The sequence below is a fragment of the Candidatus Similichlamydia epinepheli genome (assembly GCF_003056015.1).
Map to the genome: position 1 here is coordinate 1 of NZ_PPEU01000005.1, position 24,098 is coordinate 24,098.

A 24,098-nucleotide genomic window follows, 5' to 3' on the forward strand; every position below is an offset into this window, starting at 1 on the left:
AGCAAAGGGAACAACTATTCAGCAAAAGTAGATTCTGTAAAAAGGAAAGAGATTTCGTTGCATCACACCGCTACTCATCTTCTTCATTGGGTTTTAGAAACTTGTTTAGGACCACATATTCGTCAAGCAGGCTCATTAGTAAACGATACTAAGCTTAGATTTGATTTCAATCATCATAAACTACTTTCTTCAGAAGAAATCGATCTGATTGAAAGAAAAATGAATCACCTTATTCGTAAAAATGGATCGATTGAAGTAAAGGAATTAGCTTATCAGGAAGTGGAGAACAATCCTCTCATTAAGCAATTTTTCAATGAAAAGTACGGAGAAACTGTACGAGTTGTGAAGATAGAACTTAAAGAAGATGGAACCTCAAGAGAGCTTTGTGGTGGCACACACGCAACTCAAACAGGAGAGCTGGGTTGCTTTCAAATCCTTAAGAGCCAGACAGTTGCATCTGGTATTTGTCGCATAGAAGCAATAGTCGGTTCAGCTGCTGAGAAGCGCATGCGTGAACAAGCATCACTAATAAAGAAGTTGATACAGCTTTTCAAAGTTAAGGAAGAGTTTATTGAAGATAAAGCTCGACAAATTTTACAAAACACAAAAAATTATGAACATCAATTACAAGAAATGAAAACACTTCAACTTAAATCGCTTGTAAAAAACTGGGTGCGCAATTATCACCCAATTAATGTTTACTGGAATCTTTTTTACAAAGAAGTTGGCCCAGAGTGGTGTCAAGATCTTCGCTCGATCAGTGAACTTATTCTAGAAGATAATGCATTTGATTTAGTCTGGATATTCTCTAAAAAGGAAGAAACTGTCCAAAGTATTATAAATACTAAACAAGCCAGACATTTATTCCCCTCTGCAAGGAAGATTATGGAAATGTTGCCTTCCAAATGTGTAGGAGGTGGATCTGCCATACTTTGTCAGTTTTCTCATCCTATTCAGAATTTCGAGAACCTTTTCCAAATTTTACTTGCTTCTCTTCCTACCCCACCACAAACATGATCGAATCTTTTTTCTCTATCCTTGAAAAGGATGAGGGATTCTATTGCCCTCATAACGAAAGTTTTTTTGTTCTTGCTCAAGACTTCTGGACAACTAGTAAAAGTTTTCTAGCGTCTTGGCTTAAAATGCAAAAAAAAAAGAACTTGATTTGGGTTCACTCTGACCCGATCGTGCTTGCTCAAATTCGAGAAGAGCTTTCATCAATAACTGGAGAAAACATCCTTGAATTTCCAGCTTGGGAGTTTCTTCCTCAAGAAGGTCAATCTCCTACAGGAGAAACGACAGGAAGAAGAGTACAAACTCTACTCCGCCTTAAAGAACGCAAACCACACATTATACTATCAACGCCGGAAGCATTTGTCCAAAAGACATTCTCTTCAGAATCTCTCGAACGCAACAGAATTACGATTCAAAAAAATGAGATCTGTCCTCTACAAAGTCTTTATGAAATACTCAAGAGTCTTGGATTTTCCGAGGAATCGCTTGTGATTTCAAGAGGAAGTTTTGCTCGTCGTGGTTCTATCCTAGATGTTTTCCCACCACACGAATCGGCTCCATTTCGCATAGAGTGTTTGGGAGACGAAATCGAATCAATAAGAACTTTTGATCCAAGAAGTCAGCGTTCTTTAGAAGAAAGAAAAGAAGTCACATTTTTGCCAGCTCAAGAACAATCTCTGAACGATCTTGTCCCACTCTTGGACCACTTGGATAATCCTCTACTATTTTTTGATGGAATGGAAAAGCTGGAAGATCGATTCCTAGATATGGAAGAAATGATTTCCGGTTCCTTTTTTCTTAGGATAAAAGAATTCATAAAAACACAAAAGTATCAAGCTATTGGTTTCATAGATACTGATTTGCAAAACGTATCTACCTATCTTGCAGGCCATTTTTCTCCAACAGTTTTTCGTCGAAAAATGAACTGGATGACTTTTGAAAAAGACACACATTGTCTAACGTGCCCTTTTTCAAAATTTCCAGACGGCATTCTTGAAAAAGAGGGAACCATGTCCGAAAAGAGTGCTTCTTATGCAGCAGTACAACTAATGTTGGAGCAAAAGTACACCATACAACTTGTTTCAAAGACAAAACAAGAAGAACGCAAGGCTCTTTCTGAATATGGAATATCTTCAGATCAAATAAAATTTATGAATGGACAATTGGGATCGAGTGTTTTATCCACACATGAAAAAATTGCAATTCTTTCAGCCAATGATCTTCTGAACAAACCTCTACAGATATGTTCGCAAACACGTGCAACATATTCGTCTCTAGAGACCACAATTTCTTCTTTTTCACCTGGTGATTACGTAGTTCATTTTTCTAATGGGCTTGGGATTTACAAAGGAATTGAAAAAAGATGTCTTGCTTCAGGGCATGAATCCGAGTTTATAACTTTAGAATATGCAGGGAAGTCACTTCTTTACATTCCAATTCACCAATCGCACTTAATAACACCATATGTCAATACGAAAGGGAAGCCTCCTAAATTAGATCTTTTAGGTTCTAATCGTTGGAAAAGAATTAGAGCACAAGCTGAAGAGTCGGTGCAAATTTATGCACAAGATCTTGTTAATTTATATGGAGAAAGACAAGCCAGCAAATGTGATCCTTGTCCACCAGATAGCGAGACAGTTCTTACATTTGAAGAAAATGTACCTTTCATTCCAACTACAGATCAAATAAAAGCTATCCAAGAAGTAAAAATGGATTTGTGTTCATCTCGTATCATGGATCGTTTGATTTGTGGAGATGTTGGATTTGGAAAAACAGAAGTTGCCATGCGTGCTGCTTTCAAAATGATTGTGGATGGCAAAAAACAAGTTGCAGTGTTAGTTCCAACAACTGTACTTGCATTGCAACAATATGAAACATTTCAAAATAGAATGGCTCCTTTTGGAGTGAGAATAGTTCATTATTCACGTCTTACCAAGAGGAATGAATCTGCTAAAGTAGAGGAAGGGATTGCCAACGGCAGTGTAGATATTGTGATAGGCACACACAGATTGTTGTGTAAACATTTAAAATTTCACAAATTAGGTCTTATTATAGTAGATGAAGAACAACGTTTTGGGGTGAAAGCAAAAGAGCATTTAAAGTTATATTCTCAACATGCTCACTGCCTAACATTATCTGCGACACCTATTCCTAGAACTTTTTACATGTCCTTAATTGGTGCACGTGAATTTTCCACGATCTCAACACCCCCTCAAGAAAGGCTTCCTATTCAGACTTGTGTCACTGAAAAATCAGATGCATGCATGAAAAATGCAATTAAAAGAGAATTTGCTCGTGGCGGAGGCGTTTATGCGATTCACAATCGAATTGAATCAATTTACACTTTTGCAAATGAATTAAAGAATCTTGTTCCTCAGGCAAAAATAGGTGTCACTCATGGCAAAATGCCCCCTGAAGAAATAGAAACATTATTTCAAAATTTCAAAAAAGGCGAATTCAACCTCTTAGTTTCGACTACTCTCATAGAAAATGGAATCGACATTCCACATGCAAATACTATTTTGATTGATCAAGCTCATACATTTGGGTTGTCTAATTTGTATCAATTAAAAGGCAGGGTCGGACGATGGGACAAAAAGGCATTTGCTTACTTCCTTATACCGCCTGATTGGCAACTTTCAGACGAAAGTCGCAATAGAATTGAAGCTTTGCAAGCAGCCTGCAAGCAAGGTGGTGGAATGAAAATCGCCATGCAAGATTTAGAAATAAGAGGGTGCGGAAATATTCTAGGCACAGAGCAATCTGGTCATGTCTCAACTATTGGATTCCACCTATACTGTAAAATGCTTAAAAAAGCAGTCTCTTCTGCCAAGGGACAATCCGCTATTTCTTATAAGGATCCAAATGAAGTCAGTGTAATTTTAGAGACCATTCCATGCGAGCCAGGAATTCCGGAGGAATACATCCCCGATCTAGATCTTCGGCTTCATGTTTCCCATCAAATTGGAGAATGTCAGTCTCTTGAGGAGTTGGATCAACTTGAAAAGGACCTAATAGATCGTTTCGGCGGCCCCTGCCTTCCTCAAAGATTGGAATGGCTCTTTGTAATTTTTAAAATTAAGTTTTTGGCAGCCAACAAAAAAATCACAGGGATTCGCATAGCCAAAATCAAAGATGACCCCGATCACGTCTTAATAAAAATCGAGAGAGCACAAGAAATGAATAAACAACTTCAACAAAAAATTTCTGCCCCGATTCATCCTGAAGAGTATATTCAATTGCTTTATCATGTATTATGAGCAGTAAGAGTCAATTCGTTGTTTACATTGGACCAGGGCCATGTCTTCTGTTGATGTTAAGGACTTAAGGTCCGGTCAAAAGGTAAAAGTTGAATCAGAGCCGTACACTGTCGTGTCTACAGAGTTTGTCAAACCTGGTAAAGGTCAAGCCTTTTGCCGTATTCGGCTTAAACACCTTATGACTGAGCGGGTTCTTGATAGAAACTTCAAGTCCGGTGAAAAAATTGAGTTAGCAGACGTGGAAGAGATTGAGTTGCGATTTCTTTATATTTCTGGCAACGAATACTGCTTCATGAACGATGAAACATTTGAGCAGTTATCAGTTTCAGAAGGTATAGTTGGAAAGGGTTCAGTTTGGATAAAGGACGACACACTTTATACAATTCTTTTTTACAATGGACAACCGATTCAGGTTACTCCTCCAACGTTTATGGACTTTGTTATCACCTCAACTGAAGCAGGCGTTCGTGGAGACACAACTTCAGGAAGAGTTATGAAACAGGCTATTCTAGAGAACGGATATCAAATTGAAGTTCCCCTGTTCATGGATTCTGGAGAATCGATCCGAGTAGACACCCGTGATGGCACTTACGAATCTCGCACTGGGAAGTAATTTCCGTGCAAAATTTGGATCTTCTGAAAAAAAGATTCCGTATCTTTCGCATTGTACGCGATTTCTTTTATTCTAAGGGGCTTTCTGAAGTAGACTGCCCTCTTGCATCGAAAAGTCGAATTGTTGAGCCTAATATTGATCTAGTTCCAGTTTTCGTCAATGGAGATAAGAGATGGCTTTGTCCCTCTCCAGAAGTTGGCATGAAAAAACTGCTTGCTGAAGGTATGGAAAACATTTTTCAGCTTTCTTCTGTTTTTCGGAATGGAGAATATGGAGAGAAGCATAGTTCGGAATTCACTCTCTTGGAATGGTACCGAGTAGGTATTTCGTTTGAAGAAATCATTGAGGAGACCACTGAGCTGATTCATCTTGTATGTGGTTATTTTCCTGCTCATGCCTGTACATATGCCTCTCTCTTCGAGCAACATTTTCAAATTAACCCGCACACTTGCAACAGAGAAGATTTGATTCTCATTTTTGAAAAAAATGGTTTTGAGACTTATCCAGGCCTCATTGAGGCTCCTAAAAGCGATATGTTGAATTTCTTAATGGGGTCGCATATTGAGCCGAGATTTCCCTCTGATCAGATTACAATCGTAACCGACTATCCGGCACATCAAACATTAATGAGTCGATTAAAAGTAATAGATGGATACGAGGTAGCTATCCGATTCGAAATCTACTTAAAAGGGATCGAACTTGCCAATGGTTCCCAAGAAGAAACAAAACATGAACGCCAAATAAAAGAAATTCAAGAAAAATATCACGACTACACAAAGAGAACAGAAGAGTCAATTGTGCTGGATGAGTCATTTCTGAAGGCCTTGACAAAGGGGCTTCCTGAATGTTGTGGGGTTGCCTTAGGAATGGATCGACTGTGCATGATAGCTCTCGGTGCGAAAACAATTGATGAAGTTAGAATCCCCTCATATTAACAATATTCTGAACAGACTCTTTATAAAAAAATAGTGTTCTCATTGGGATGAGGTAACTTGCTCCCAAGTTTCATCAGATGCTACTGGCAAAGAATAAAGATTTTGATAAATTTCACTAAATAATAGCTTTAGCTTACTTAAATGGTCGATTATACAAACACAATAAAAAGGCACATTTGCAAAGAGAAATATAGATATAAATAACAGACTTAATACAGAAATTAACGACTTAAAAAACATTGCTAATAAAACACAAGTCAGCAAAAGAATTATGAATAAATAAAAAGTACTGTTCCAGAGTTTGGCCAAAGATTTTTTTACATTAGTAACCGAGTCAAGCATAGAACGCAAAAACTCTGGAGCAGAACGTTTTAAAAATTTATTGAAATACAGGTCGGATTGATTAAAATCAGTACAATCTACACAACAGGACAAAGATATAATTGCAGAAATAATTTCTTCTAAACGCTCATCCCAATATGCACTTTGTGTGGGTGATTCCAATTTTTTCAGAAGACAATACGCTTTCTTTTGCAGAAGAGGTTTTAATCCCTTATCGACTACATCGCAGAATTCAACGTCCAATTTTGGATTATAGTTGCACAGTTCATTCTCAATCTTTCGAAGAAGGTTTTGTTGGTTACGAATTATTGAAATAAGCTTGTGAAATGCGTCTAAAACACGTTTATTATAGGTCTCAGCTTCTGATGAAGCGCACACGGCTCTTGCAATTAATAGTCTAATAAACTTAACCAGTGTATCTTGCAGTTCAGTTCTTTCAGAACTGATTTCACTTGTTAAGTCAGAAAAGAACTTTGAGTTTAATCGTCTTTGCAAAGAATCTACATCTGCTATGTATTCTGGTATATATTTACAAAGTAAATACTTAGTGTTAATTAAAAACCGAGTCTGGTCGTCAAGTGAATTAAATTCCCAACTTCTCACTCCGTTAAAAACATCATCCAAATTAAAGTCGCCATCTTCGAGAAACTCTAGATTAAGATATGCCGATTTCACAGTTTTATTGAATTTTTCTCGAAAGTTCTCAATTTCACTATCTATCAACGACGATCTAAAACTATCAGACATAGGAACAAAACGAATCGGCAGAAGAAAAAATCTCACACTAGAAGCCAACCATCGTTCAATTGGCAGCAACAATCTGCTAACTATTCGACTAAAAACATATTTAATTGGGAAAACAACGCTCAAACACCTTGCAGTCATGCCGTACAAATACAAGCATCTTTTCTTCCATATGGGAAATATCGATGTCATACAGATAAATTGCGCAATTCATTAACCAATTGATAAAGATTTTACCATTTGTAAAGTTATTTATTCAACAAAGCAAGTCCCATATTTACCAGTAATGATCCTCACTAAATCTTCTTTCAGATCTACTACGTTGCAATAAATCTATTAAACATTCATCTCTACTATCTATGTTTGCAAGTTCATTTAGTATAGAATTTATCGACATCCAAGAATAGATCAGACTCACAAGTTTAAAAACAAAAAACGAATTTAAAACTAAAAATGCAAGAAATAACCCCTTATATAAAAAAATCGCTGAAATAACAGACGAAAAAATCAAAAAAATGAAAACGGGAAAAGAACATAGGCTTCTTAACATCTCGTTAAAAGCAACTAACAAATCACGTGCAATGCGCAAGTCACAAAACTTATCGAATAGTTTTGCTAAAGAGAATACACCTCTAACGCCTCGGTAGCTCCTCCCACTAAACATATGTCTATTCTCATCCTCTACGTTGAAAGCCCAATCTAAAAATGTTTGCATGTGTGCCAACAAACTCGACAAATTCATGCTATAAATTAACCGCTCAGAATTAATTTCCATTTCAAGGGGAATAAGTATTGATTCAACTGATGAGTAATGGTCTGCAATAACTGAACTACGTGGATACAAAAACTTTTGTTCTAAGCACAATTCTAACAAAATGTCACTGACAAGCTTAATATATTTGTCACAATCTATTGGGATAGATGATTTTAGAATCACTTCCAATGCTTGTTCCAATTCAAACAATAATTTTTCGAAATTAACACGAATTTCATCAATAAAATCTCTCTGAAATTGTAAGTCTGGCCCAAGTAAATTATCCATCTTCAAGCAGTTCAGCTGGTTTACCAACAGGCAATTAAACTTCTTCAAGTTATCATCTGGACATATCTCTAAAAGCTCTTTCACTTCACACAGTGTTGATCTAATCAGTGGTTTAAATTCTTGTAAACAAGAAATTCTTGAAATTAACTTTAAATTTACATGTTCTTTTTGAAATTTATAAAAAATAGCCTCTTCACAGATGAGCACTTTTCTAAAAATTGACTCAAATAAAAGGAGACGTTCAAAAAATTTAAAAACTAATAGATACGTCTTAAAATGAAAATGAAGAATCCGTCTTGCTGGAAAAAATAAATTGCAAAAAGGAAATCTAGAACATTTTCTGAAAACTGGATTCACTTTAAAAGTTATCAACCACCACTTAAATTAAGTGAAAACAAACTAATAAAAATTAAAAAACCTAAGATATCGATCTTAGCATTGTTTCCATGTTAGAGATCCTAGTTATAATTGAATTAATCTCTCTTCCAAGCAACATCAAAGCTATAATCTTATAAAGTGAAAACAAACAGCAAAATAAAGAAGCAAGAATCCAGCCCTTATTGAGGCAAAAGACGAAGGAACCCATCCAAAAAAGAAAGGCAATAAACCCGAAAGGCGTACGCCAAATTCTCAAACTGTCATCTAATTCAATGAACAAATCTTTGGCATACTCAAAAGACGGTAAAAATTGATTAAATATTCTGTATACAGAGACTACTTCACCACTGATAGGATCTCTCCTACCTTCAAAACGCATAACAAATTCTTCCTTCAATCTATTCAGCCATAAATAGCACCTTTCTACGTATACCAATAGGAACGAAAGATCACGTGTAAACATTTCTTCACATGCCTCTTTAGTCCGACAAATTGGCATTGCAAGTCTTGAAGGCCTTCTTGATGATTGCAAGTCATCAAATGATGGATATTTTCCGGCTCCTTTACCTGTTTCTATTAAAATGTCATTTATAGACTGAATCTGTTGACTAAAATCAACTGAGGAATCCGAGTTTTGAACCAACTCCAAATCTTGTCTGAGACAATGTAATAGCCTTGCTAGACAGATATTAACATGTTCAAAGGAAGCTGCCCGTTCAATTATAGGTCCTGATGGTGTTAAACCATTTAAGCTTCGACTTAACTTATTTAAATCTTGAATTTTATTTTCTAATGAACCACACCAGTCAACTGCATCATCTCGAGGTGTATTTAGAAATTCCTTTAAATCGTGTAATGATGTTCTAATTTCAAAGTTCAGTTTTATCAAGTTGACAATCCTGTCCACCGATTTTAGCTCTCTATTTTCAGTTTCTAATTTTTCAAACAAATTTGCTTCACAATCAAGAAACGCTCTAAAAAGTGAACATGTAAAAAACCTTCTCTCAAAAAAATTAACGGCAAATAAATACAGTTTGAATGGCAGCTCTAAAACTCGTGCAGATAATTTGAAAATAATCTTAAAACAGGCACAAGGTGGACATTTCCAAATTGCTTCAATCATAATTATTGCATCCAAACAAGCAATTATAGCAAAACTATAAGGAGAGACTCTCCAACTTAGATATGTAAATTAAAAATAGGACAACTCGACAAAAACCCTATTTACGAAGAAATAAAAAAGCAGTGAGCATTCCGATTAGAATAACTTCCAATTTCTTAAAAACCATTTGCATACAAGCTTCTAAAACTTTTTTCAAATGATCAAGCGCACCTGCATGTCTGATGTCGTAACAAGTATCCCTTCTTTCTAATTTAGAATTTTCAGACAAAAGAGATATTACCTTTTTTCTCAAAAAAATTGAACTTATAATTTTAAAAATTATAAATACAGTCATAAAAAATAAAGGCAAAAAACAACATTTGTAAATTAACAAAATTGTAATAGCAGTTCCTAGAAGAAAGATTAAGTAGGCTTCAGGCGAAGACAGATCTTTTAAAGATTCATTCAAACAAATGAGATTATCTCTGGTCTCATTTAAAGAAGACAAAAATCTATCAAAAAGTCGGTCTGAATCGATAGCTTTCTTAAGATAAGGATGAATTTTACCGCTAAATCTAGCAGAAAATTCTTCCTTCAACAACTGCATATGCAAGCAGCAATTATTCACTTCTCTCAATACATCAGATAACCCACCAGAGAGAGCTCCTCTGTCTATTGTGTCATTAGCCGCATCAGAAGAAGTCGTTAATAGTTTCCTCCAGTACCTATTCACACTTAATGGACAACTTTTTACTACATCAACAAACGAACTTTCTGTATCTATTTTTCGTGCTAATTTTTCAAAAAAGGAATCTACTAATTGAATACATTTTTGACAGTCACTTGGAGATTCTGATTTTGCAAGTTCGAATAATAGTTCTTCCATATCACTATGGAATGATTTGCCTAACTTATTCTTGAGACGTGTTAACTCATTAATACTCACTTGCATGGAACGACAATAAGATTGTTTATCTAATTGACGATCACCTGTCACAACTCGATTTAAAAGCCTTTTCACATCAATTAATGCGACTCTAATATCAGGACATACTCGTTTCAATGATACAATTATATCTATTGACTCTAAGTCTGAACCTTCGCGTTGCAATATGTTACTGATATTATTTTCACATTCAAGAAAGTGTTTAAAAATTGGCAAAGTGAAAAAACGTGAAACAACTGAATTAACAGCACCGCTGTATATTTTAAACGGCTTAACTACTAGTTGAGACGATAAATTAAAAAGCAACAGAGAACAATCACAAGTCGAAAGCCTTCGTAAAAATTTGATCAAAAGCACTCCTTAAAAATGAATCAATAGGATTTATTCCTAAGACCTCATGAACAATGTTTGCGATCCCCAAAACATCAATGTTTTTATTTGAAATAACTTTATTTCCAGCTCAAAATCATAGTCAAAACAGACAGCTTCCCTTAGGAGATTAAGATGAAACAGGCCGTGTTTTTACCAATTATAACAATATATGAATTTTTTACAAAAGCATCAATTTTTTGGGACGTGCAGCAGTAACCATGCAATCATTCAATATAAAGATCGATATGAAATACAAAGAGGAATATAGAAACGAACAACAAGTTCAAATTGGTAATTAACGGACTAAAAAAGCTCACATAAAATAACTGTTATTGGAATCAATCTCAACGATCAACAAGTGTTGGATCTAAATCGAACAACTGATAGAGGCACAGCTTTCAAGGCATTTTCTTGCTTTGCAATACGATACAGGAAATCCACGGGACACTTTAGAAACACACATTTATTCAGAATGATAATCTTGCCACAATTCTTTAGTGCCACTTTTCAGATGCTTGTTTAATAAATGAAGGCAATCCAAAAAGTCCCAGCAACCAGAAAAAAACAGATAAGTTCCAAATAAAAAAGAGATCCCCACAAACAAAATGCTAAATGGAGAAGCAAGACAAAATAAAGAAAAGCAAAAAATTAAAGCAGAAAGGCAAAAGAAAAATAAAGCCAAATAAGATTTAGACTCCCATTCACTTATATGAGAATGGGTTTTTTGTAGAAGTTTCAAGTATTCTCTCAGAAAACTAACAAGATCAATCCTTTTATTTTTATTTTTATCAATAATAAAAGTAATTCCCTCGCTTGCTATTTTCTTTTTCCAACAAACTCCAAACGCAGTAAAAGAAGAAAAAACATGCTTAAAACTGGAGAAAGAAATAAACAAAAAGGATCGAGATCTTGACAGGCTTTTCTCGAAAACTTTCATCGATTGAACTAGATCTCTTATTTGACTTAGATTTGCCTCCAATCTTTTTGCAGACTTTTCTTGAGCATGACAAGAAAGAAATAATCGGAATGCAGCAAGCGAATTGCGTTCGAATCTGACAAGACTAGGACCAATTATGGATTTCATTCCGATGTGGGTAGATCAATATAGTTAGAAATACACAAAGATTCTATTCTCTTTCAGCATTTAACTGCATATAAGTTTATTGCTTATTGACTTTAGAAAAAATGAAAAGAAGCCTCTGACCAAATTCAAAATATCTTGAACGAACTGTGCGCTAAGTCGATTCTTTTTGAATTGCATACGAAATGCCCTTCTACGCAAATTCTTTCTCTCATCGCACAAGATCTGCCCATGAAAAAACATCATCATAAAATTGAGAAATTTTTCTTCATCCTCAAATTTGCGAGATTCCACAAAAAGAAAAAGAAAAGAAAATCCTTCTCTACAGGCTAAAAATCCATCAATTCTTGGCCCAGGGCATCTTTCTTGCTGTAAGAACAAACTAGCAGAAGGTATATGAAATCTATCAAACCTCCACCTAGAAAGAATAAAAGCCATAGAAAAAAGAAGCCAGAATCGCTCTTGCCCTTTTTTTAGAAAAGATGCGTAATAAGTGACCACAAAGAAAAGGAAAAAAGAAGAAAGTGAGAAAAGAAACTTCAGTTTTGAACCCAAGTTAAGCCAAAGCAAGAAACCTACCCGAAGATACTCAACATTGTGTTCAAAACTATCAAGAACACCCCTAAAATAACTTCTTACAGACGGAAATACAAAAGCCTCTCTAACGGTCATTTGAGATAGCCTTTGAATCCCTTGACTATAGCCAATAGCCATCTCAAAGGCCTTCGAAAGGTGAATCCTGTCCGAGGAGAGGCATTCACCAATGCTAGAAATCAGCACATTACGTGCAGAATGCGCCAGATCCATAAAATCCGGCGTCATACGCATGCATTCCATGCAATTCATAAGGCGAATGCCCATATTCTGTGTCTCAGAAACAGCACCTCTAAGAGCAGAAAGAACTCTCAACCCCTCAGTTTCCTTCCAGGGGAACCAACTTCTCATCCTAGCTACTGTCTCCTCTATCCTTTTCCCAACGGAATAGATCCCTAATATTGGTAAGGAGCAAAATGATCCATGTGGCCCCCTTGATCGCGACACAGGAATCAATATCAAATAAATTTTATTTATTCTCCCCCTACTTAGATGATAGAGTTCTTGAAAATTAGGATTCCCAGGTGTTCCCTCTTAAAGTTATTCATTGTTGGGCAGCTCGAACTCGAAAATCACGCGATTCCCCTCTTCCAAGGCCAGCTCTGATAAGTCTCGATTATTGTCTTCCGAAAGATCTTCCAATGCATCAAAGAAGATATCGCCAGTTTCTTCGTCAATGATACCTTCTGCGCCGTCTCCTACAGAATCGTCTTGTGAATCTTTTTTCCCTGACCAACTTCCAAGAAAGTATCTTCCAACATTGCATAAATAGCTTAATGCACTATGAGCAACACTAACCATTGATGAAGGAATATCAAGAACCAATGTTGGGTCCGATTCAGGCTCATAACTTATCAATAAAAATGGAGATTCGTCTGGATTTATAACATCTTCATTAGCAAGATCAGAACCAACTTCATTAGAATCTTGTCCTGTTTTGTTCGACACATTATTTATGATCAGTCCCTTCCACCAACTATTGAGTTTAACACCAATAGCAACAACAGCACCGCTTAAAGAATGTTTCAAATCTGACGTATAGCTCATAAGATTGCAGCAAGCCAAAATAACACTGTTTATAGGCTTATAAAAAACCATCGCACCATCTAAAATTTTCTCGCCTTTAAATATGACGTTTTCAATTTTACTGCTGAAATGAATACTTAACCCTAGAACAAGTAACACAACTAAAATGGCACAAGCAAAAATAAGCAAAAAAGAAGATTGAAAACCTCCTCCAATTCCAGCAAATACACACCAAGCTACAAGACCTAATACAGATGCTTTAGTCATTTTGATTAATATTTTAATAGGCAATCTAAGATCGGCACCATTAAGTATTTTTTGGATAGATGTAAAACAACGTTTTTTTACCAAACATATTCTGGAAGAAAGATTTGCAAATCGTTTTTGTGAACTCTTAAAGAGCATTTTAATTAAACCAGCACACGAAGAAGAGTCACTTTTAGAAAACGTTCTTCCATCAGCAAATTCAGACCTTGGAAGTTGACAATCCACTCTAACGGAGTGCGGGTCACCTAATCCCGGACAATTCGGGCCTTCAACACTCATAAAACATTCCGATACAGATAATCTATTTATGTAATTTAACTTTTAGAGGTTTAACGGATGCCTTGCTGATTGTTTGAAGAAGAACTGTACCCACTAAATCACGCAATTCATTCTTTTCAACAGGCGAAAGAGATGATTTTGGGAAAAAAACGAATGCAAAAAGATGTCCTTTTCTAATTGACTTTCCACAAAAATAAGCAGCAACTCGTCTCGCCTTAAATCTTTTGCGAATAGCATCGAGAACAGTTTTCTGTGATTGCAAATCAAATCCATTATAGAATCCAATGTATACTGGTATGGAATTTGAAATCGACTTGAGAACCTCTTTTAAAGGCTTTTTTGATTTAAAAAGATCAACTTGATTACGCATAAAAATTCCAATATAGAAGTGTCATTTCAGATGAAAAAAACTGATTGAAATTAGCTTTCATCTCAATCAGAAATAGATATAAATCTCTTGCAGCAAAGTCCAAATCGTAGCAAAATCACAGAGCACGGGTGATCTTGCAGAGGTAGAGATTGGATGTTCAGTTTGCTAGTAAATGGGGCTTTTCTTGTCGTCTTCCTGATAGGAGTAATAATTGTCGCAAAGACAAGCTTCGTTCAATTTAGGGTACTTCCTAAGGCTCTAGATATTTTCTTTCGCGCTCCTGAGTCTGAAGTTGCCTCTGACAGACTTAGCCCAAAACAAGCTTTGTTCATGTCAATGTCCACAACAATTGGAATAGGAAACGTTGTAGGTCCAATTTTATCTATAGTGATGGGCGGACCAGGTGCAATGGTTTGGTTTTTATTAGCATCCATTATTGGCAGCGGAGTAGTTTACGCTGAAATAGTGCTAGCTTTCAAAAATCGATCCTACGGCTCAAAAAGAACTATTGGCCCCATGGCACATCTTTCTAAGATTTTGCCAATGCTTGCCATTGCGTACGCAGCATCAACATCTGTTCTTTTGATGATTTGGAATTCTTCTCAAGCTCACGTATTATCTGATATTGCATTCAGAAATTTTGGATTTTCTCCCACTTTTTTCGGGGTTGCACTATCAGTCCTAGTGGCTTTTGTTCTAAACCGTGGCACATCATTGATTAGGGACATTACGGACAAAATCGCACCGTTCATGTTGATTGTCTATTTAAGTGCTTTAACAGGAATCCTTATCTCGAACCGTGAACAGCTTGTTTCTACTTTACGTCTCATCTTATCAAGTTTCTTGTCGATTCGTTCTGCCGCATCTGGATGTATTTCTTTGTCTTTTCTTCAAGCTATGCGTTGGGGAATTTCAAGAAGCATTTCTGCTTTAGAGGCTGGAATCGGAACTGCTTCCATTCCACACTCTCTTTCAACTGGGAAAGACGCAGAAACTCAGGCAACTCTTGCTGTGCTAGGCGCATACGTGAACGGAACAATTGGGTTTCTAACTGGAATAGCAGTATTATCATCTGGGTACTACACTGCAGACCCAGCTGCGCACGCACTTGAGCTTCTTAATTTAACGTTCAAAAGTGCGCTTTCAATTTTTGGTGAGGCTTGCCTAAATCTCTCTCTTTTCCTTTTCGCTTTTGGAACAATTTTGGGAAATGCCTTTAACGGTTTAGCATGCTGGGAATATCTTTTCGGTAAAAAAGGAAAAACATTTTACGGTGGTCTTCTATGCGTTTCTATTATACTTGGCTGTGGTGCAAGCCTTTCGACTATTTTTGAACTTTCAGATCCATTCATGTTAGTATCGATGGGTCTTCAATTATTTGGCCTAAGCTGGTTTATGATAAATAAACGCCTTTTAGGTTAAACACCGAAATCGTCCAAAATCACAGAACTTTTTGGAACACCGTATTCTCTTAGAAGATTTTTAACAGCGAAATTATGAAGAGGCGGGCCGCAAACATAATATAAAGATTGATCATGATCTTTTAAGTATTGCATGACTCCTGTCTCAAAAGCTTGAAACAAAAAGCCGGTTCTTTCTGGATCTGACAACGGCCAATTAAGTTTTCTTTCTTCATCTGTTGGATCGGAAAGCACTAAATGGTACGTAAAATTAGGAAATTTCTTCTGTACCTCAAGGAATTCTTCGGCATAGATATTTTCTTTTAAAGATCTAGCTCCATACCAAAGAGCTACTTTTCTTTTTGTTCCATGCAACAGAAAAAGACTCATAATGTGACTTCTTCCAAAAGATGCACCTGCTCCACCAATCAAAAAATATAGTGGTCTTTGATCCTGAATCATCTTTGATTCGCCAAATGGCCCAGAAAAATAAAGTCTATCCCCTTCTTTTCTTGAGAAAATATAGGATGAGCCAATCCCCCAAGGGATAGAATCATTAATTACTCCATTCTTGAGAGGAGGCGAAGCTATTCGAACTGTGAAACGAACAATTTTTCCTTCTCCCGGATATGAAGCTAGCGAATAGGCCCTGACGCATTCTTTTTCGTCTTCATACACTATCGCAACGTCGAACATACCATACTTTTCCCATTCTGAATGAAACTCAGGATCAATGCTTTCCTTCCAAGAAGCAGTAAAAGTTTCATAATTTGGAATAAGAAACTGCAGATATTCCCCAGCCTCATATTTTATGGGCTCATCTAGCTCAACTATTAGTTCTTTAATAAAGGTAGAGACATTTCGATTTGAACGTACAACGCCTGAAAATGATTCTAATGATAATGCCTTTCCAGGGAGATCGACTTTAACTTCATTCTTCACAAGAACCTGACAAGCTAATCTCCAGCCATCATTCAGTTCTTCTTCCGAAAAAACTCCTTTCTCCAACTCGTTTGGAGGGCTAACTCCTTCAACAACACGAACACGACATTGATGACATGACCCTTTACCCCCACACGGTGAAGGAACTGTAATATAGCACCGACTTAGGCTGCGTAAAAGAGTCTCTCCAAAACGAGCAATAATGCTTCTATTTGGATCAGATGAGAAAGACACTGAAAAGGCACCGCTACCCTGAAAAGCTGACTTTATTAAAGAAGTAACAAGAGTAACTGCTAGGCCAAAAATGCCGAAAAAAACAACCGGGCAAATGACATTTCTAGAAAAAGAAGACAGGATAGACATTGAAAACCACTTGGAATGCAGATTCTGCCGCTCCCACACCCCACTTTTCATCCTATCAATAAAAAATTATCTCTATCAAGTTATAGATGATTTTTCCTCTTGAAAGTACCTCTCGAGAAAATGATTGATGATAGATTGCTCGATCCTATCCCTTAAGTTCCATGGACTGGCTACTCGTAGAGTTAGAAGAAGCTCACTTGGGGCTGTCATTCTGATAAACACCCTAGGCTCAACCGAAACAGGTTCTAAGCCATGTTTTTGAGCCATTTCCTTGGACCGTCGTCGAGCCTTTTCAAGAAATGGTTGAGATTCCTCTTGGGCTAGCTCTAGTAGAATCGACTTTGCTCTTTGCCAATCTTCAGTCGCCATCATAGGTATATCGATTGAAACAAATGAAAAATCTTCGAGAAAAGAGCTGTTCACTATTGTCGAAGTGAGAAGAATGCTATTTGGAAAAATTATGCGCTTTCCGGTTCCTTGATTGGAGCTCTTTCCACCAATTCCCACCTCCAAAAGTATTGTGTAAAGAAGGTTAACAGAAAGAACATCTCCCTTAAATTGACCTATCTCGATTCTATCGCCAAGAGAATATGCGTTGCTTCTTAGTAGAAGAAGATATCCATGCAAACAACGAATTAATTCCATGAACGCCATCACCACAGCAACGGCAATAGCAAACACAGAAACAGTGAAGGACCTAAGTTCTTCTGCCCAAATAAAAATTAGACCAACAATGACTAGAACAAGTATCGCACTGCGCACGTGTCCAATTGCTTTCAAACGGTATTCTTGTGACCACTGTTCCCCTACTTGACTCTTTATGACACGTTCGATCAGACGACGTGCAAAGATTAACGAAAAAACATAGACACAAGTCGCAATAAAATGACTAAAAGCAAAACCTTCGACTAACATTCTAAGAGGCCCCCAAGAACCAACCCCCATACAAGATTAAACTAAAACGATAGATGCTGTTAAGAAAATCATTCATCAATAACTCAAGCCCGTGTCCAGTCACAACGACCACGACGAGATTTCTTTCTTTGAGTTTTTTTATCCTCTCGTACAGATGTTAAATTCTTTCCGATTTCAGAAGGAATTCCTTGCATACATTCACCAAGAACAACACCAAATTCGCAAAGATCGCATTTTAGTTTTTGTATCACTTGCCATTGCTCCTGCGAAAAATTTCTAGGGTTTTCCATAAAGCAAGCAGCTGACTTTACAACACCGCTATTTTCACTCGATGCACATGTCAATTTTTTCTTCAAAAGACAAATGTTATATTCCACTAACTTGGACAAATCTTCCTCATTCCTTGCATAGGATGGGTCGATAAGACCAGATAGGGCATTTTTTATAATTCCAGGGAACAAATTGTCTAGTTCACCGAATATGTCATTGAACCTTTTAAAACTTTTCATGTTTGTCTCCTTGATAAACAGATGTTTATTCGTCAACTTGACTTAGTCTTCTTTTCAAATTAAAATGTGGGGCCCGTTTCCGAGGATCGATAGCTCAGTCGGATAGAGCATCTGCCTTCTAAGCAGAGGGTCGCAGGTTCGAGTCCTGCTCGGTCCGAACCCGTCAGGCTGGTCGATTTTAACATGGGCTTTCCGTATGAAAAGGGAATCTCGTATTCAGTTTTTCACAGATTCGGATCTTGGCTTATTCGAGGTTGCCCCCAAGCATCCCGAGTTTTCTGATCTTTGGAAAAAATTGGAGAAGGCGCTTCCTTCTGTGTCTTCAGAGGAAAAAGCTTTCGCGTTTTTTGGCATGGTTACGGATTGGATTGTTTCTGTCCCTCATCCTGCCTTTTTACTTCCCTCTATTCTCACACTTTTTCGCAACGCGAATGCAAGTAATCTGCTTGACCGGACAATTCATTTTTTAGATTGGGAACAGTGGATTCTTTTCTACGGTAACTTTTCAAAAAATGATGAGATTGACCTTCGCGCTAAAATTGTAGGTAAAAAATCATCTAGAGAATCTTATCAAACATATTTCCCCATTGGTCATGGGCTATTTTACAGAGGGTCACATTACGTTTCTGCCCACAAAAGTCCTGACTTGGACACTCTTGTCTGTTCTTTTTGGGGATGGATGGACGCATTTGGAGCAAAAATATCTGATCGTCTCCACATTTGGCACGTTCCTGATGGAAAGATTAATCCAACTGACTTGGCATTTTTAGATTCATTACTTGGCATAGGAAATTTTGACATTTTATGCAGGAGGAGAGAATCGCTTGAAGCAGAAGCTTGTGATCTCAGTTCACCGTGTGCAAAATGTTCTTCTGCGAATGATCTTCTGAGAGAAGCTTCCAATCACAAATCTCTTCTAGTGGTCAATGAGAATGGTCAATACCTGGGGGAATGGAATGCCGAAGACAGTGAAATGTTTTACTCAATAGTAATGCCATTAACTCACCTTCTAGACTCATTTGAATCACAAATTCGATCCTCTCTTTTCGACTGTTTTTCTAGAGAATCGCCCAATGAAGAATTACAAAAGCTTTTGTGGTCATTTGAAAATAAAATCGTTGCAGAAGATGTAACTTTTTTACGTTATTCTGATTTATCAAAATCGCGCCTAAAAACACTTTTTGAATCTGTTTTCTCTTTTTCCATATTTGAAACAATAAAGAGCATGAGCTTTGCCTTGAAAAAAAATGGGATTTGCGAGCTCACTCAATGTTTTGAAGCCATAGAAAAGTTACTTGCATTCGACTTTTCAAAAAAAACTTTATTTTCAGTGTTTATTGAAATCAAAACTGCGCTTCAGACTCTGGAAAAACTTTCTGAGAATTGTTTTGCCTTTTTAAGAAAGGGATCCTCTGCACTGCTATTAAAAAGAAATCTTTGGTGTAGCGAGCCAAGATGGGTTACGCCTCAAGCAACTTTTAGTAAGCTTACAGAGCTATTCCAAAAAGATCACTCTCCTATCTCATTGATCATATCAAATAATAAAAATCAATTGATCCCTATTGGATGCATCGAAAGTGAACGAGTTCAATCTTCAAAGGTAGGAACTGTTTCTCTTAGAGACTTCTCTAATCGCTCCGAAGCACGAATAGCAACCCACCTCGACATAATTAGCGTAATAGACCATCATAAAACATTTATTGAAACGTCGGCTCCATCATCCTCTTGCACAGCTGACGTACAAGCATGCAGCGTTCTTCTACACGAACTAGAGGAGTTGTCTTTCCGCATTCAAGATCAAGAAGACGATGCAACCTATGTTCACCCCGACAGAAGGTTTATCTTTTCCTTTTCCTTATTAGCATCAATCTTTGATGACACGGATCTCCTAGTGAAAGCAAAAAGGAGAGATTGTTTAGCTGTTCGCGACTTGATTGAACAATTTTCGGGCTCTCCAATCCAATGGGAAAAAGGAAGGTCGCTCGCAGATTTAAAGCAACAGCTCCTTACGGAGCCCAGTGCCTTCAGCATTTATTCAAAATTCTTTGATCTCCGCAAAAAAAATTTAGAAAAAGCACTCCATTGTGCCGCTAAATTTGAATCATTTGAACTATTTACTGACACAAAAGTACAAGGGGCAGGTGTATTGGTTGGACAAAGCAAACTTTTTCTTACAAACTGGGCAAACCTCAAACAGCTTCGCCCTCTAATCATTCAGCAATGGCTGCATTTTTGCGAGGGAAAGAACTCTGAAGCTCATTTTTTTTGCCATTTGATGAGCACGATATTAAGTGCAGAACAAGTCATGAAAGGAAAGCAGCACCCAGAAGACCACAAGGATCAACTTTGGATTGCCGGAAGATCAAAGAAAAGAATTAATCTATTCTTGAAAAGCCTTTTAGAAAACGAAACCGCCCTGAAGGAAACAGAGATAGAATTCATAAACGGAGATGCCCTAACAGATAAATTTCCGGCTCTCTTATCGTGTAAAAAAACAACGCAAAAATCCATCGAAGAAATCGACAGAGACATACTTATAATGCATTTTCCGGCTGGAAGTCTAAACTCAAGGAAATCATCCTTAACGCCACACATCCCAAACATTTAAAAAAACTCACTACCCTAAAACGAGGCCCCCCCAACGCGCGAATAACTTCGCACCAAGGAGGAATCTCTCAAACGACTACGAAAAACTAAGCACCCTTTTCTTTCTCAGCAAGGGAGGATTCTCTTCCTTCCTCGATGATCTCCAAACTAACTCTCAGTCCGTTTCGGCTAGCGATGGACATCAACAAAGTCCTAAGAGCATTTATAGTTTTACCCTCCTTGCCAATCACCTTTCCTACGTCAGTCTTTTCAACGTACAGCTCAATGATAAGAGTGTGAACACCAGCAATCTCATTGATGGCCACCCTCTCAGGGAAATCGACGAGATTCTTAACGACGTATAAGACGAAATCTCTCACAGCTTAGCCCTCTCCTGATAAAAACCCATACCCGAGACAATTCAACTTAAAAAGCCTCGCCGCCAAAAGGGAAGAAATCCCCCTCCGGAAAAGCCAAATACCGGTGCGCATATTACAAGAAAGAGCAATTAAATGAAAACAAGGACAAAACCCATTTCGGTTTTCATAAGTGTATTTGGAGAAAGTTTTCACCCTAGAGCTTCCCGCACTCGAAGAGACGATTCCAAATTAAAACCATACCTAGAGCACAAAATACAAAAATCTTCTGCTAGAGGAGATTCAAGGGCAATTTTTGTTTTGTGAATCGGATGTAAAAAACTCAAACGAAATGCATGTAACATATGTCTTTGCACGTTTTTATCTTGACTTCCATACAACTTATCTCCTAGCAAACAAAGCCCTAAAAAACGCAAATGAACACGAATTTGGTGCTGTCTGCCAGTAACTGGAAATGCAGAAATAAAAGAAATTGAATTAGAGAAATCATGTTCCACAAATCTAGTAAAAGCTGACCTGCCATGTATTTCCAGTGAAGCCTTCATTTTTTTTCGATCTTTCGGATCTCTTCCTACCGGAACCTCTACAGAACAATTGGGTGTGCGAAGTCTTCCACTAGCTAAAAGAATGTACTCTTTCTTTATTTCTCTTTTAGAAAATTGTTCACATAGAGCCTTTTGAACCTGAATAGTTTTCGCCGCGATAATCAAACCCGATGTTTCACGATCAAGTCGGTGTACAATACCTGGCCGAACTGACAAAGGGTCATCACGTTCGATTACACAATGGTGCAACAAAGCCTGTACAAAAGTATCTTGATAATGCCCTGGACCTGGATGTACTACCATGCCTGCAGGCTTGTTAACAACAATCAAAAATTCATCTTCATAGACCACATGCAGAGAAATGGTAGAAGGAAGAAGAGGAGATATATCGAAATTCTCAGATAAGAATTCAACCTCTACTAGATCTTCAGGATTAACAAATGATGATTTTTTCTCTTGCCTACCGTTAACACGGACAGAGCCACCTTGAATCAATCTATGGAAATAAGATCTAGAGTACGAAGGATAATGTTCAGTTAACCAAATATCGAGTCGAGTTCGGGTCATTTACCCCCTGTAAGCGTCTTTAATCCTCTTCGCGAACCGTCTGGTCTCAGCAAGAATAGCCATTGCGGTTGCCCGCTCAAAGCTTTCACGAAAAACTGGTGATATTTTTTCCAAGTCAGAAAGATTTCTAAAGCTTGTTGAAGCTGGAAATGTTAATTCTGAGGCCATTTCGTCTCCTGTAAGACCCATCTGACGCATCGCGACAACTAATTCTTCACGTGTCATTGAGTTTTCAGTTGCCGTTGGCTCACAACCGAGCTGGTCCTTCTGCAAGTTCTTAAGTCCTAGATCCATAAAACAAGCCTCCCTACGACTTCGGGCCTTATTTAGAGAGGTTAGTATAAATTAATTAGAAATTCTACATTCGAGGTTCTTTAAGGTCACAAAAAATAATCTTTCTCTCAAGGCACAAGAAAGAGCTAAAAAATAGTATTTCTTACACCAAGAGAGAAAGGCAAGATTTTAATCTAACGACGAAAAGTTGATCTTCTAGACACAGTTTTAGCTGTGCCTTTGCGGGATGAGCTCGAAGATTGAGCCTTGCTCCCAGTCGCACGCCCCTTTGCACGAGAGGTTTTGCGATTTCTCTCAGATTTTTCGCTTCGAATCGATTCTTTTCTATACGCCTTTGCGACTTTTTCAAAACGAATCGAAACCGTTCTCACACGCTGCGCAGCAGCTTTGTTTCCGTTTACAGCCTTTTCCAAATCAACTGTAATAGAAGCTAAGAGAGTTCGTAATGCTTCCACAGTGTCTTTCAAGGACATGGACAACCTCCAAAATGCCTTTCAGTCAGCTATAAAGTTTTAATAATGACCCTAGAGATATTCATCAAGAGCTTTTACTTTTTTCAGCTTGATTGAGAAGATCACTAAAACATGATATTCCACTGAATATGCCTAACAAAAAGGCAAAAGAAAGCAATAATTTAAAAAATTTCAATACCATCTAAATAGATTATTTCAGTGTATGCTGAAAAACGATCTGTCGAGCTCGCACAACCTTTTTATGTGAGGTTAACTCCTTATGAGAACTAATAGATTTATGTATGCTTCTTGCTTCTTTGTTTTGTCTATTTTGTCTTTTGAGGATTTTTTACACGGAAAAGAACTTTCATCTCTGAGTAAAGAAGAGAGACATTTCAAATCGGAAATAACGATTGAATCTTCTTCAGAAAAGGGGAATCGTCTGTTAGAACTTCTTCTTGATAAAGTAGAAAAGGAAGAAGCTGATCCCTCATTAAAAATATTCCGTGAACTTGTTGACATCCTTCCTAATTGTACGATTCGCAATAGTAGTGCTTTCATTGACCTAATGAAAAAATTCTTAACACTACTTTGGGAAAACGAAAAGCGAGATGCCTTAGTTCCATGTCTGAATCGATTGAAAAATATAGTAGATTCATCTCAAATAAAGCTAAGTCTCATGGCACATGAGGCGAATTTGGTCGCCTCTGTAAGCATGATACAAGCCTTCTCTAAGCTTCGAGATCTACAAGAAATCGTTCCCTTATCAGAGTGGAACGAAAA

Annotated in this window: 21 protein-coding genes, 1 tRNA gene and 1 pseudogene; 8 read left to right on the forward strand and 15 right to left on the reverse strand. The window is 37.3% G+C overall.

Going from position 1 to position 24,098, the window contains the following annotated elements:
* From GCCT14_RS00695 to epmA, 4 genes and pseudogenes are all read left to right on the forward strand, one after another.
* A pseudogene (locus tag GCCT14_RS00695) lies at positions 1–1,017 on the forward strand (hypothetical protein); the annotation flags it as partial.
* Positions 1,014–4,274, forward strand: coding sequence for a transcription-repair coupling factor (mfd, locus tag GCCT14_RS00700; RefSeq protein ID WP_192875466.1), 3,261 nt, complete (start codon positions 1,014–1,016; stop codon positions 4,272–4,274). The pseudogene GCCT14_RS00695 and the gene mfd, both read left to right, overlap by 4 nt.
* 40 nt (positions 4,275–4,314) lie before the next feature.
* Complete coding sequence (efp, locus tag GCCT14_RS00705) at positions 4,315–4,887, forward strand: elongation factor P (protein WP_108623780.1); 573 nt, start codon at positions 4,315–4,317, stop codon at positions 4,885–4,887.
* Positions 4,888–4,892: 5 nt separating this feature from the next.
* Positions 4,893–5,822 (forward strand): EF-P lysine aminoacylase EpmA, encoded by a 930-nt coding sequence (gene epmA / locus GCCT14_RS00710; protein WP_157952417.1) that lies wholly within the window; start codon positions 4,893–4,895, stop codon positions 5,820–5,822.
* Positions 5,823–5,861: 39 nt separating this feature from the next.
* On the opposite strand, the gene GCCT14_RS00715 is transcribed toward epmA, so the two are convergent.
* The 8 genes from GCCT14_RS00715 to GCCT14_RS00750 all read right to left on the reverse strand — a co-directional run bounded on the left by GCCT14_RS00715 (position 5,862) and on the right by GCCT14_RS00750 (position 14,365).
* The gene (locus tag GCCT14_RS00715; RefSeq protein WP_192875467.1) at positions 5,862–7,100 is read right to left on the reverse strand and encodes a hypothetical protein; all 1,239 of its coding nucleotides are present in this window, start codon (positions 7,098–7,100) and stop codon (positions 5,862–5,864) included.
* An 85-nt stretch (positions 7,101–7,185) separates the two neighbouring features.
* Entirely contained in the window at positions 7,186–8,322 is a 1,137-nt protein-coding gene (locus GCCT14_RS00720; RefSeq protein ID WP_192875468.1) for a hypothetical protein, read from the reverse strand.
* Positions 8,323–8,368: 46 nt separating this feature from the next.
* Positions 8,369–9,451, reverse strand: a complete 1,083-nt coding sequence (locus tag GCCT14_RS00725) for a hypothetical protein (protein ID WP_108623784.1) — start codon at positions 9,449–9,451, stop codon at positions 8,369–8,371.
* Positions 9,452–9,548: 97 nt separating this feature from the next.
* Positions 9,549–10,727: a hypothetical protein gene (locus GCCT14_RS00730; protein ID WP_157952419.1), complete on the reverse strand. Its 1,179-nt coding sequence runs from the start codon at positions 10,725–10,727 to the stop codon at positions 9,549–9,551.
* A 484-nt stretch (positions 10,728–11,211) separates the two neighbouring features.
* The gene (locus GCCT14_RS00735; RefSeq protein ID WP_108623786.1) at positions 11,212–11,832 is read right to left on the reverse strand and encodes a hypothetical protein; all 621 of its coding nucleotides are present in this window, start codon (positions 11,830–11,832) and stop codon (positions 11,212–11,214) included.
* Between the two features lie 60 nt (positions 11,833–11,892).
* Positions 11,893–12,879, reverse strand: a complete 987-nt coding sequence (locus tag GCCT14_RS00740; RefSeq protein ID WP_204592923.1) for a hypothetical protein — start codon at positions 12,877–12,879, stop codon at positions 11,893–11,895.
* Between the two features lie 84 nt (positions 12,880–12,963).
* The gene (locus GCCT14_RS00745) at positions 12,964–13,995 is read right to left on the reverse strand and encodes a hypothetical protein (RefSeq protein WP_108623788.1); all 1,032 of its coding nucleotides are present in this window, start codon (positions 13,993–13,995) and stop codon (positions 12,964–12,966) included.
* Between the two features lie 22 nt (positions 13,996–14,017).
* Complete coding sequence (locus tag GCCT14_RS00750) at positions 14,018–14,365, reverse strand: hypothetical protein (RefSeq protein ID WP_108623789.1); 348 nt, start codon at positions 14,363–14,365, stop codon at positions 14,018–14,020.
* A gap of 153 nt (positions 14,366–14,518) precedes the next feature.
* On the opposite strand from GCCT14_RS00750, the gene GCCT14_RS00755 reads away from it, so the two are divergent.
* Complete coding sequence (locus GCCT14_RS00755) at positions 14,519–15,787, forward strand: alanine:cation symporter family protein (protein ID WP_108623790.1); 1,269 nt, start codon at positions 14,519–14,521, stop codon at positions 15,785–15,787.
* Here the strand turns inward: GCCT14_RS00755 and nqrF are convergent.
* The 3 genes from nqrF to GCCT14_RS00770 form a co-directional block, all read right to left on the reverse strand.
* Positions 15,784–17,070 (reverse strand): NADH:ubiquinone reductase (Na(+)-transporting) subunit F, encoded by a 1,287-nt coding sequence (gene nqrF / locus GCCT14_RS00760; RefSeq protein WP_157952421.1) that lies wholly within the window; start codon positions 17,068–17,070, stop codon positions 15,784–15,786. The genes GCCT14_RS00755 and nqrF overlap by 4 nt on opposite strands.
* Before the next feature lie 75 nt (positions 17,071–17,145).
* Entirely contained in the window at positions 17,146–17,985 is an 840-nt protein-coding gene (locus GCCT14_RS00765; RefSeq protein WP_157952422.1) for a mechanosensitive ion channel family protein, read from the reverse strand.
* An 83-nt stretch (positions 17,986–18,068) separates the two neighbouring features.
* Entirely contained in the window at positions 18,069–18,494 is a 426-nt protein-coding gene (locus GCCT14_RS00770) for a hypothetical protein (protein WP_108623793.1), read from the reverse strand.
* Positions 18,495–18,577: 83 nt separating this feature from the next.
* Here GCCT14_RS00770 and GCCT14_RS00775 point away from each other — a divergent pair.
* Both GCCT14_RS00775 and GCCT14_RS00780 read left to right on the forward strand, forming a co-directional pair.
* Positions 18,578–18,651 (forward strand) — tRNA-Arg (locus tag GCCT14_RS00775).
* A gap of 39 nt (positions 18,652–18,690) precedes the next feature.
* Positions 18,691–21,102 (forward strand): hypothetical protein, encoded by a 2,412-nt coding sequence (locus GCCT14_RS00780; protein WP_108623794.1) that lies wholly within the window; start codon positions 18,691–18,693, stop codon positions 21,100–21,102.
* An 85-nt stretch (positions 21,103–21,187) separates the two neighbouring features.
* Here GCCT14_RS00780 and GCCT14_RS00785 read toward each other — a convergent pair whose 3' ends face one another.
* From GCCT14_RS00785 to hctA, 4 genes are all read right to left on the reverse strand, one after another.
* Positions 21,188–21,460: a KH domain-containing protein gene (locus GCCT14_RS00785; protein ID WP_108623795.1), complete on the reverse strand. Its 273-nt coding sequence runs from the start codon at positions 21,458–21,460 to the stop codon at positions 21,188–21,190.
* 188 nt (positions 21,461–21,648) lie between these two features.
* Positions 21,649–22,569 carry an RluA family pseudouridine synthase gene (locus GCCT14_RS00790; protein ID WP_108623796.1) on the reverse strand — a complete coding sequence of 307 codons (921 nt, stop codon included), beginning with the start codon at positions 22,567–22,569 and terminating at the stop codon, positions 21,649–21,651.
* A complete protein-coding gene (locus tag GCCT14_RS00795; protein WP_108623797.1) occupies positions 22,570–22,863 on the reverse strand; it encodes a hypothetical protein in 294 nt (97 codons plus the stop codon).
* Between the two features lie 173 nt (positions 22,864–23,036).
* The gene (hctA, locus tag GCCT14_RS00800; RefSeq protein WP_108623798.1) at positions 23,037–23,336 is read right to left on the reverse strand and encodes a histone H1-like protein HctA; all 300 of its coding nucleotides are present in this window, start codon (positions 23,334–23,336) and stop codon (positions 23,037–23,039) included.
* A 259-nt stretch (positions 23,337–23,595) separates the two neighbouring features.
* Here hctA and GCCT14_RS00805 point away from each other — a divergent pair.
* The coding region (locus GCCT14_RS00805; protein WP_157952423.1) for a hypothetical protein at positions 23,596–24,098 on the forward strand (503 nt) is incomplete at its 3' end.

Coding starts and splice junctions, on each gene's coding strand:
- GCCT14_RS00745 (WP_108623788.1), bottom strand. CDS start 13,995: ATGAGTGTTGAAGGCCCGAATTGTCCGGGATTAGGTGACCCGCACTCC.
- GCCT14_RS00780 (WP_108623794.1), top strand. CDS start 18,691: ATGAAAAGGGAATCTCGTATTCAGTTTTTCACAGATTCGGATCTTGGC.
- GCCT14_RS00735 (WP_108623786.1), bottom strand. CDS start 11,832: ATGAAATCCATAATTGGTCCTAGTCTTGTCAGATTCGAACGCAATTCG.
- GCCT14_RS00725 (WP_108623784.1), bottom strand. CDS start 9,451: ATGATTGAAGCAATTTGGAAATGTCCACCTTGTGCCTGTTTTAAGATT.
- GCCT14_RS00715 (WP_192875467.1), bottom strand. CDS start 7,100: ATGACATCGATATTTCCCATATGGAAGAAAAGATGCTTGTATTTGTAC.
- mfd (WP_192875466.1), top strand. CDS start 1,014: ATGATCGAATCTTTTTTCTCTATCCTTGAAAAGGATGAGGGATTCTAT.
- GCCT14_RS00755 (WP_108623790.1), top strand. CDS start 14,519: ATGTTCAGTTTGCTAGTAAATGGGGCTTTTCTTGTCGTCTTCCTGATA.
- efp (WP_108623780.1), top strand. CDS start 4,315: ATGTCTTCTGTTGATGTTAAGGACTTAAGGTCCGGTCAAAAGGTAAAA.
- GCCT14_RS00770 (WP_108623793.1), bottom strand. CDS start 18,494: ATGAAAAGTTTTAAAAGGTTCAATGACATATTCGGTGAACTAGACAAT.
- GCCT14_RS00765 (WP_157952422.1), bottom strand. CDS start 17,985: ATGTTAGTCGAAGGTTTTGCTTTTAGTCATTTTATTGCGACTTGTGTC.
- GCCT14_RS00750 (WP_108623789.1), bottom strand. CDS start 14,365: ATGCGTAATCAAGTTGATCTTTTTAAATCAAAAAAGCCTTTAAAAGAG.
- hctA (WP_108623798.1), bottom strand. CDS start 23,336: ATGTCCTTGAAAGACACTGTGGAAGCATTACGAACTCTCTTAGCTTCT.
- GCCT14_RS00795 (WP_108623797.1), bottom strand. CDS start 22,863: ATGGATCTAGGACTTAAGAACTTGCAGAAGGACCAGCTCGGTTGTGAG.
- nqrF (WP_157952421.1), bottom strand. CDS start 17,070: ATGTCTATCCTGTCTTCTTTTTCTAGAAATGTCATTTGCCCGGTTGTT.
- GCCT14_RS00790 (WP_108623796.1), bottom strand. CDS start 22,569: ATGACCCGAACTCGACTCGATATTTGGTTAACTGAACATTATCCTTCG.